Origin of the sequence: Acidovorax sp. HMWF018, assembly GCF_003061035.1 — a bacterium.
In the GTDB taxonomy this organism is placed as follows: domain Bacteria; phylum Pseudomonadota; class Gammaproteobacteria; order Burkholderiales; family Burkholderiaceae_C; genus Acidovorax; species Acidovorax delafieldii.
Genome location: NZ_QAIM01000233.1, coordinates 1 through 9,152 on the forward strand (window position 1 = coordinate 1; position 9,152 = coordinate 9,152).

7 protein-coding genes and 1 pseudogene are annotated in these 9,152 nt (G+C 63.8%); 1 reads left to right on the forward strand and 7 read right to left on the reverse strand.

Translation table 11 applies throughout. From position 1 onward, the window contains the following. Positions 1–10 precede the first annotated feature (10 nt). From DBR23_RS08225 to DBR23_RS08250, 6 genes are all read right to left on the reverse strand, one after another. A complete protein-coding gene (locus tag DBR23_RS08225; RefSeq protein WP_233250339.1) occupies positions 11–1,447 on the reverse strand; it encodes an alkaline phosphatase D family protein in 1,437 nt (478 codons plus the stop codon). Positions 1,448–1,540: 93 nt separating this feature from the next. Then, complete coding sequence (locus DBR23_RS08230) at positions 1,541–2,686, reverse strand: patatin-like phospholipase family protein (RefSeq protein ID WP_055400850.1); 1,146 nt, start codon at positions 2,684–2,686, stop codon at positions 1,541–1,543. 54 nt (positions 2,687–2,740) lie between these two features. After that, positions 2,741–3,544 (reverse strand): transporter, encoded by an 804-nt coding sequence (locus DBR23_RS08235; RefSeq protein WP_158276439.1) that lies wholly within the window; start codon positions 3,542–3,544, stop codon positions 2,741–2,743. Positions 3,545–3,558: 14 nt separating this feature from the next. Then, positions 3,559–4,539: a hypothetical protein gene (locus DBR23_RS08240; protein ID WP_055400853.1), complete on the reverse strand. Its 981-nt coding sequence runs from the start codon at positions 4,537–4,539 to the stop codon at positions 3,559–3,561. 8 nt (positions 4,540–4,547) lie between these two features. Beyond that, positions 4,548–5,204, reverse strand: coding sequence for a TerD family protein (locus DBR23_RS08245; RefSeq protein WP_055400855.1), 657 nt, complete (start codon positions 5,202–5,204; stop codon positions 4,548–4,550). Between the two features lie 16 nt (positions 5,205–5,220). Further along, positions 5,221–6,393 (reverse strand): hypothetical protein, encoded by a 1,173-nt coding sequence (locus tag DBR23_RS08250; RefSeq protein ID WP_055400857.1) that lies wholly within the window; start codon positions 6,391–6,393, stop codon positions 5,221–5,223. A gap of 568 nt (positions 6,394–6,961) precedes the next feature. Between DBR23_RS08250 and DBR23_RS08255 the strand changes: the two genes are divergently transcribed. Next, positions 6,962–7,159: a hypothetical protein gene (locus tag DBR23_RS08255; RefSeq protein ID WP_146191280.1), complete on the forward strand. Its 198-nt coding sequence runs from the start codon at positions 6,962–6,964 to the stop codon at positions 7,157–7,159. Here DBR23_RS08255 and DBR23_RS08260 read toward each other — a convergent pair. After that, positions 7,119–9,065: pseudogene (locus DBR23_RS08260) on the reverse strand (Tn3 family transposase); the annotation flags it as partial. The gene DBR23_RS08255 and the pseudogene DBR23_RS08260 sit on opposite strands and share 41 nt — an antisense overlap. Positions 9,066–9,152: the final 87 nt, after the last annotated feature.

The following is a 9,152-nucleotide window of genomic DNA, read 5'->3' on the forward strand; positions in this document are numbered from 1 at the left end:
ATGAGCGCCCTCAAAGGGCCATCGCAGGCGTACGTCCGCTCCCCTCCAACTCCCACTCGGCGGACCATTCCTGGCCACGCCGGTTCATGACGGCATAGTTTCGCTCGGCTGCATAGATCTGCATTTGGCCGGGCAAAGGTTTTAAGCGCACCGGCTGGCCATGCAAAGGGTTCTCGCCCAACGCCGCGAGATAGCCGAGAACACGGGCGTAGGACGCTGGCGGCGGTGGATGCGCAATTCCAGACGCCACAAGCTGATGCAGGATCGTTCCGTCGGTGAACCGCATCTCGCCCCGCGTGGCGAGATGTATTTCGCCCGAGAGGACGGTGACCGGGTTTTGGCCCTCGGTGGCGCGACGTTGCAGCGTCTCCAGCATTCGCTGCCACTCCGCACGGTGCGACCGGCTCTGCCATTGATCGAGCATGTCGTCCTCGTATTTCTGGACGCCGGGGAGCACGTCCAGCAATTTCTCGATCCAGCTGAACCGCGGGCCGAGAACCGGCACGCTTGACATGACCAGAATACGGTCGTCGCGATTGGTTTGCGCGAGCGCGCGCTCGAATGCGGTCCAGCCCGCAGGGCCCATCACCCGCGTCGGCCGGCGCTCGGAGCGAAGATCGGGCGCTATCACGGAGAACCGCGGGAAGCGGACGACCTGGGTCAGACTTTGGCGTTGGCTCTCATCCCCTCCGACCGGGGGCATTTCATCGGTTGCGCCGAGCTGGAACAGCATGAACATGCGCCGCGCGACATCAAACAGGCCTCGACCGACCTGGCCATCGAGGAGTTTTTCCGGAAGGCTACTCCAGCCATCGAAGATGTCATGGTCGTCCCACATCATGAGCGACGGCACTCGGGCATTCAAATGGGCGATTTCCGGCTGAGCGTAGAGCGTCAGGTAGCGGTGGAAATAGTGACTCTCCGCCGCCATGCGCATATCTGCGCTGAGCACGTGGTCTGTCTTTTCCTTCCTCGCGTTCGCCGCCCATCGAGCGAGGGCGAAATGCGACTGAAAGACTTCGTCGGCATAGAGCTGATCGCCACCGCGCAGAAGAAGGGCGAACGGCGTACGCGCGTGCTCGGCCGCCAGACGGCGCCACATCGCGTTGCGTTCGTTCGACGGTTGATCCGCCTCGGACTCCTGCCCATTGCAAGAGACGTAGGCGATCCGCACATCTCCTGAAAGGTCTGCAGCCACCGGAAAAATGACATCGCCCAAACGGTAGGCGGCGTTCTCGCGCGAAGGGAGCCGGAAGTCGTATCGCCAGACCGTCTTGCCGAACTGCGAATGCAGCCGCGCCGGCATGGCCTCCTGACCATCGGCGGGAACCAGGAGGGGCGGATCGAGGTTGTCCGGGGTGACGACGATGGCGGAAAGCCGACATTGATTTTCATCGGCGCCCCGCGCGAACAGGAGTGGGCCAATGGTTTCTGACAGGGTTGTCATGTCAGGTCACCGTGTGTTGGAGGCCGAAGGGTGCACCGGCGCGCTGCCAAAGCACCATCGGCGGTCGCATCGTGCACCGAATGTCGGCGGCCTTCATGGGGTGGTCAGCTTCCCGGCTTCGGGGCCCGGGTGCCGCACACGGCCCGGGCCCGGCTCGGCGAGATCGAACGTGGTGATGCCGTTTTCGGTTGCCCTTTGCAGCCATTCAGGATGCGCAATGGTGTTGCGCATGTCACGAGCGCCCGCTTCCCAGTGCTCCTTCACCATCGCCCGGGAAAACTCATGGTCCTTCGAATCAAGTTCGTACGGCTTGTCCCGGTAGATCAGATGAACGATGTCCACAGGCTGGTGAGTCAGGTGCTCCCGCAGCGTGGCGACTGCAGGATCGGAGCGCAACCGCGCAGGCAGCTTCTTGATGAGGTCCGCCACTGCCTGCTGCAGGTTGACGCTGGAAGCCAGTGCGTTCGTGTTTACGCGGGTGCGGCTGGAATAACCGATGTCCTTTTGCCGCTCGATCACCTCCGAGATGGTGGTTGGCATGGGACCGCGGGCGCTAAACAAATCCACCTGGAGCACGACCAGGCGACGGGTGCGAGGAAACGAGTCCAGCACATACTGCAATGGCGTGTTCGAAAGGATGCCACCATCCCAATAATGCTGGCCGTCGATTTGCACGGGAGGAAAGCCCGGTGGCAGTGCGCCGCTGGCCATGATGTGCTCCACGCCGATCTTGTGGGTCTGGTTGTCGAAATAGATGGAGTTTCCGGAGCGCACATTCACCGCGCCAACGCTCAATCGGATTTCCTGCCGGTTGATGCGATCGAAATCGACCAGCCGTTCCAATGTCGCCTTCAAAGGCTGGGGGTCGTAGTAGCTCAACACACGGGCACCGCCACCAAGCAAAAGTGCCGGGTCGGCCCGTGGCCGAAAGAATCCCGGAATGCCGGCCAGGGCGGCGCTGGCAGCGCTCCACTGGTTCAGCCACGCGCGATCACCCCAGGAGGTCGGCATATTCTGCGCCGGGCCCGAAGAGACCTGCTGCCAGAACTCTGCCAGGCGTGCAACTCGTTGCGCTGGTGCATTGCCCGCAATGAGGGCAGCATTGATGGCGCCGATCGAAACGCCGGCCACCCAGTCGAGCTTGTTGTCGCTTTCGATCAATGCCTCATAAACGCCCGCCTGGTAGGCGCCCAGCGCTCCTCCGCCTTGAAGGACCAGGGCCTTGGTCGCCGTTTCCATGGGGATGGATTTAGCCAAAGTACATCACCTCTGTAATACGCTCGCCGCTGCCCCTCAAAATCTGGTACTGACGCCTGCCGACACAAAGGCCCGCGGGGACGTGCTCCCGCGCACGCCCTTGCCCACGCTGAAGTCCAGTTGCACATTGGGGGTGAGCAGGTAGCCAAGGCCGGCGTCGAGGATGACAGCGGCGCGCCCGGACCTCTTTTCTGGGGATTGCAGCCCCCCGTCCACGAACAGGCTCAGGGATGCTGTCGGGTTGTAGCTCAGGGTCGCGGCGAAGGTCCGGGCGAAAAACGTTCGCCCCTCATCGTCCTCGACGAGGCCGACGCCTACGTTCGGGTTCAGCGACCAGTTCTGCGCGAAATCCCAGTCGGCCGCGAGCCGCAGGTCGCCGCTCGTGCGACGACCGCGAAAGTTGCCCGATCCCGACGGCGGAATCAGCCGGGCAATCACGCCCAGGGAGGGTGCCGCCCGATCTGTCGGGTCCGTGACCTGGTACTTCGCACCGAGCGCAACGGGTGCGCGTCCCTCGTCGCGGACTAGTGAACCGAGCGAATCGCGCGAAGTCTGGAAGACATAGGAATTCGTCTCCAGTCGAAGCTCCCAGCGTGGGCTCACGCCGGCGCGCAACAGCAGTGGGGCCATCACACGGTGATCGGAGACGCCCGCGACGCGGCGGAACTCTTTTTGAACTCCCGCCTCAAGTTGCAAGCGGCCTTGGCCAACCACCTTGCTACCGTCGGCAATTCCCGGGCGATCGGCATTGATGGGCTCGTCGGCCTGAGCCAACGCAACGCCTGCGCCAAGCAACGCGACCGCCATGGCCACCGCCAGTTTCCTGATGTTTTGCGTCATGAATCTACTCATCGCTAGCTCGTCGAGGTCTTCAACTTCTCGACGACATGCTGAAGCTGGTACGCCAGTTCGCCCGCCTCGGTGGGCGTGATCCTCGCCTTGCTGGCCGGCAGGGCTGCGACCGCGGCGATGCTGGCAAGGAATCCTGGCAGGATGACCAGAGCCACGTCCTGAATGGCGCCCACCATGCGGATCGGCTGCTCGATCTGCAAGGTCCTGGTCGCGCCACACTGGCGGATCAAGGCCAGTGTCTGGGTCAGGCTTATGGCTCGTTCGGTAAAGCGCTGCGCCACTGCGTCCTTCTGGTTGCGCAGATGTTCGGCGAGGAACAATGCAGCAACCGCCGCGGCTTCAAGCTGCGCGCTGGCCGCGTCCGTGCGTTCGGCCACACGCAGGAGCTGGTCCCTGAGGTCCAGCAACTCTTGCAGCGCCGCGGCCATCAGCGCCACCAGCTTCTCCAGTTCGGCCTGCGCCAACGCCAGTTCGCCGGGCGTGTCAATCCGTGCGCTGGGCCACTTGAGCATCCGGCCCACGACGCCACTGGAGCCATGCCCGCACGCGGCCAGCAAGTCGATCGACCCCAGGATGTCCATGGTGCGGGTTAGATAGCCTTCTACCTTGCGCAGCACGGGGCTGCGCGACAGCGCGAGCGCTTGGGTGACGAGGTCGCTGTACACCTGCTGCAGATCGTGGCCCCAGAGGATCGCCTTGCGCTCGGTTGCCTTGTCCACCACGAACGCGCCGATGAGCGCGGTTGCCTGCGCGTAGACGTGGGCCGCTGCTCCTGGCGAGAGCCTTTCGAGGGCCTGCGGCTGAACGTCGATGCGCCGCCGTTCGGCTCCGGGGATGGCCGTCGGTTTGCGAACAGCGGGGCCTGCCTCAACGACAGGAGCCGACGCATCGGTTCTCCGCGCCGAGGCTCCTCCGGCCTTGCGCGGGGAACGGGCAGGCGGCTCGACCACGGTCGGTCGCAGCTTCTTGTCCCCCGTCTGCATGGCGAGTTTCAGGAGAAGTGGCTGAGGACGTCGTTGATGGAGCCAGTGAAGCCGCGGCCCACCGGCGCGTACTCCCAGCCGTTGTCGCCATGCATGACGCTGCCGAGCTGGACCACGTTGAAGTCCCCGAATTCCTTTGAGAGCTGGTAGGCGCCGATTTCCCGCCCACTCTCGTCCGCGATGGTGACGGTGCAGACCTCGATGTCGGCGAACGCGGCCTCTTCCTCGGACTCGGCACCGCCTTCGTGCTCCTGGCCATGGCCGGCCTTGTGGACGGTGGCGAAGAGGGGAATCTCATTGATGCCGGCGGGAAGCCGCGACCCGTCGATGACGATGGCTTCAGTGTTGCCCTGCACCCGGATGTCTCCGGAATGGCGCAGTCCGCCCGAAGGCGTGGCAAAGGAGCCGTCCGCAGCGGCTACCAAGACGCCGGTCTTCGGGCTCATCCGGGTCGTGTTGTAGGTGGACAGAATCTGCTCCAGGGCAGTCACCTTCGCGCCGCCGCCGTCGTTGCGCGCTTCCAGCGCGTGAATGTCTACATCGTCCTCGTGACGTGCATCGCACTTCCACGCGACCGTGACTTTGAAGCTTGCTCCCTTGTTGAGGGCCAGCTGCAGCTTGGGTGCCGGCTTCGCGCCGGGTTTGTCGAGGGAAAGAGTGAGCATGAAATGATTCCCGCTGTCATGATTTGTGGAGCGCGGCAAGGTCCGCGCGCGACTGTTCGAACATGCTCCGCGCCTGCTCGAACTTTTCTTCAGTTTCTTTCTTGGCCGCTTCCACCAGTTGGTGGATCTCGCGGGTCTGGGCGATGATGGCGGCGATCTGCTCGGCCTGCGCCACGCGGTTTTCGCCGGGCGCCTTCGCCGCGGTGACCGCCACGTCCTTGGTCGCCTGCCCGCGCAACTGTGTGAGCTGCTGGTCCAGGCGCGCCTGGCGCTCGGCGATCTGCTGCACGGATTTCACGGCAAAAGCGCCATGGATCGACAGCAGCGTCATCTTGATCGAAGCAAAGCGCGAAGAGACAGTGGTGGCCGTCTCCTGCAGCGTCGCCACCCCGGCGGCCTCGATCTGTTGGATCACCATCTGGTCGGCCGGCAGGCGCGTATAGGTGCCTTCCAGCGCCAGTGCCCGGCTTTCCAGCAGCCTGAGTTTGTCCTGAAGCTCTCGCACGCGGGCCTGCGCGGCCACATCAGCGGGGTCGGCGGTTGTTTGCTCCAGCGCCACGTACTGCCTGGCCTTCTCGAGGAAGGCGCGCGCTACTGCAGCGTCGAGGGTGAAGCTGGAGAAATGCTCACCATACGATTTTTTGAGCGTGTCGAGCGCCTGCAGTTCGCCGAACAGCGTCTTCATCTCCTTCGACAGTTCGCCTTCGAGGCGTTGCATCTCGTCGGCCAGGGTCCGCGTGCGGCCAGCCACCAGATCGCCGACTTCCTGCATGAATTCACGAAAGGCATCCTCGGGTTTGCGTCCGGCAACCTTGGCAATGAGGCTGGCGAAAAATCCGCGCTGCTCACCCCTCTGGATCTTCTCCAGGATCTCGGGGAGCTTGGCGTCATCCACGCCTTTTTCCAGGCGCTGGAACAGCGCGAACACCTTGGCGGCCGTTTTCTTGTCGAGACGCGCCAGAAAGCCGTCCAGAGTCTGCTGCAGCGCCTGTTCAGAGCCCAGGCCGATATTGATGATGTCACCGGGCGCAACCGCGCCGAAGTCCAGCGCCCTCAACGCCTGCTCTGCCTGCGGCACCTGCTCCGGCCGCAGCACGATGGCGCCGGTGTCCAGGGGCGGTGCCGGGATGGGCAGGGTGGCTCGGGTGTCGGTCGCGCGTACGGCGGCGGGGAGTTCGGTGGGTTTCATCAGCTCTTCCTTAAGTACCACGGCGAGTCGCCGGGCCAAGCCTCACTAGATCACATGGCGTTGGTGCAAACATTATTGTCGCTTCCTGTGACTCCACGAGGGCGCGTCCCCGCCGCCGGGGTGCTGTTCGCCGCGCTGGCGACCGAGCTCCTGCCTGACGTGTTGCATCGGCGGCTTGCTGGGTGACGCTTATCTGTTTCACCCTGGACATCGTGGCAATGTTGGCCCTGAAGGCATTGTCCGGCAAACTTGAGTGCGGGATGGGGCGAGAGCCAACGGCATACCGACGAGCCTGCTGCTCGTTTCCGGAGTGGAGATCGCACTGGACGGGCTTCCAATCGGAATCAGCTTCGCCGCCAGCGACGGCCAAAGGTCTTTTGATCACTGTCGCCTTGACACTCGAAGTCCTGTTCCTCGGAGTGGCGGCCGCCGCGGCAATCACGGGAGTCGGGTCGCGTCGGCGGATCATTGGGACCACGTGTGCCTTCGGGGCGCTCTTGCTCGGTGGGGCGGCCATAGGCGCGCCTATTTTCTCAGCGGCGTGAACGGGCAGGCACTGGATGCCGTGATGTCGTTTTCGGTGGCGGCGTTGCTCTATCTGGTGACGGAGGAACTGCTCACGGAGGCGCATGAAGTCGACGAAACGCCGCTCCTGACTTCGATGTTCTTTGTAGGATTCGTTGCGCTGTTGACGATCGAGATGCTCGTCTCTAGCTCGGACGAAGTCATGCTGTGGCACGGCGTCGAGGCGTCGGCGGCGATCTGAGAAGCGCTTGAGCATACTTGGCGACGCTGAAACTGAACGTGCCGCGGAAGTTGATGTGGCTGGAGTGGGCCGGACCCATGCGCCGCAGCCAAGCGTCGTCGATTTCCATGCCGCCCTTGCGCAGGCGTTCGACCACATCATTCATCCGGTTGGTATTCCAAGCGATCACGATGTTGGTCAGCAAGGCGTGCGAGCCGGAGATCGCCTTCATCTCGTCGCGCCGCCGGCCGCGCTCGGTGGGCAGTTTGCCGGTGTAGACAACCCGCTGCAGCTGATGAACCGACTCGCCCCGGGCAAGCAACGTGTGAATCTCGCGGCGGAAGTCCTCGATGGTGACGTAGTCGCACAAGAAAATGCTTCTCAACAACCTGCCAAGATGTTCAGCAGCGCGACAGGCCGGATCACCTTGAGCCGCGCTGCCGAGAAATCGCAGTGCGAGATCGGCGCCGATCTTGCCCATGCGAATGGAGGCGATCAGCCGCAGCAGTTCATCCCACCCTTCGCGGATGGCCCTTCGCGAGAGGCGCTTGACCGTCACGCGCTCGATGTTCTCCGGCACGGCGAAGCCTGCCGGCAGGTAGAGCTTTCTCTCGGCCAGGTCGCGCAGGCGCGGGCACAGGTCGAATCCGAGCAACTTGGCCACCGCCATGGCACCGTTGGTGTAGCCGTGGGTGTCGACCGCCAGCAGGGACAAGCGAATGCGGTCCTGGCTGCGGTTGTGCTGCTCCACGCCCTCGATCGCCACCCCGGCTTGGCGTTCGTTGAGCACGATCGGCTGGTCGTAGACGATGCCCCATCGATCCAGCAGGTGCGTGTAGATGCCCGCCGCGTAGGTACGCCGGCGGGGATCGACGCGGGCGCTCCACAGGTGGCGGGATGCGTCCAGCGACATCATGTCGGCCGAGGCCTTCTCGCCGCTGCCCCAGTGGGCGGCCAGCGGGACGCGGCCCTGGAATTCGACCACCCGCTCGTTCGCGCGCCGCAACCGGCCATGGGTTTCCAACGCCCGCATGGCCACCGACACTTGCGCCGTGTCAACGCCCGGGATCATCGACGCAGCGGTCTTGGCGTCGATGTCGGTGCCGTGTGCGAGCAGCGCCGCATACAGGGCAAGCAGTTGCGCCACGGTTTCGGCTCGATGTCCGAGCAGCACCTCACTGACGCTGCACAGCGCGTCCATCTCCAGCAGAATGTCGGGGAATTGCACGTCGCCGATCAACTGGTAGATCAGGTCGCGCATGCGGCGCGGCTCCCCATCGTCAGGCAAGGCGGTGACCGCCGGCAGATGCAGCATCCCGTCGGCGCCGATCTCGATCTTGCCTTTCTGGCAGGCCTCGGACACAGCGATGACGCCGACCTTCAGATTGTCCAAGGCGGGCTCGATGAATTCGTCGGCCGTGCGCGGCAACCCCAGCAGGGCGATGTACTTGTCGCGCTCGCGCGCCCACTCTTGCGGCGAGATCAGCATCTGATCGCGCTGCCGGAAACTCAGCGAGTGATCGATCCACACCTTGCCGCTGCGCAGGCTTTTGCGCAAGGACATCATGGTGCACGCGGCAAAGGCCTGCAGGCCGCTCTTGGGATCGGCGTCATGAACAAGATCGTGCCAAGCCGCACCCACCTCAGGGATCTTGAACTCTGGCGGCAATTCCGTCGCCCTCATGCCTTGGAGGTCGCGCCAGGCAGTCCACTGCGTAAAACCGGTGTCGTCGGCTTGCCCCCCGAATTCGAGGCCCTCCAAGCCGCCCAGAAACGCCTTGACGCGCTGCTGGTCCGCCGCCAGGGCCCGGCGAACATGGGACAGGAAGCTGCCCTGGGGCGTATCCAGCAGGTCCGACAAGACCTGATCGACCTCCATACAGCGCACGCGCCAGGTTTTTGTCTCGTCACGCAGGACTGTTGGTGCCGATGCAATCTTGACCAGCTAAACCGCAAAGTGCCAATCCAATATTGACCAGGGTGTTCCACTGACCTGCTGAGAATTTCAGCAGGG

Excerpts from the sequence above, each read along its gene's own strand:
- DBR23_RS08230 (WP_055400850.1), bottom strand. The coding sequence starts at position 2,686 with ATGGAAACGGCGACCAAGGCCCTGGTCCTTCAAGGCGGAGGAGCGCTG.
- DBR23_RS08235 (WP_158276439.1), bottom strand. The coding sequence starts at position 3,544 with ATGACGCAAAACATCAGGAAACTGGCGGTGGCCATGGCGGTCGCGTTG.
- DBR23_RS08225 (WP_233250339.1), bottom strand. The coding sequence starts at position 1,447 with ATGACAACCCTGTCAGAAACCATTGGCCCACTCCTGTTCGCGCGGGGC.
- DBR23_RS08240 (WP_055400853.1), bottom strand. The coding sequence starts at position 4,539 with ATGCAGACGGGGGACAAGAAGCTGCGACCGACCGTGGTCGAGCCGCCT.
- DBR23_RS08245 (WP_055400855.1), bottom strand. The coding sequence starts at position 5,204 with ATGCTCACTCTTTCCCTCGACAAACCCGGCGCGAAGCCGGCACCCAAG.
- DBR23_RS08255 (WP_146191280.1), top strand. The coding sequence starts at position 6,962 with ATGTCGTTTTCGGTGGCGGCGTTGCTCTATCTGGTGACGGAGGAACTG.
- DBR23_RS08250 (WP_055400857.1), bottom strand. The coding sequence starts at position 6,393 with ATGAAACCCACCGAACTCCCCGCCGCCGTACGCGCGACCGACACCCGA.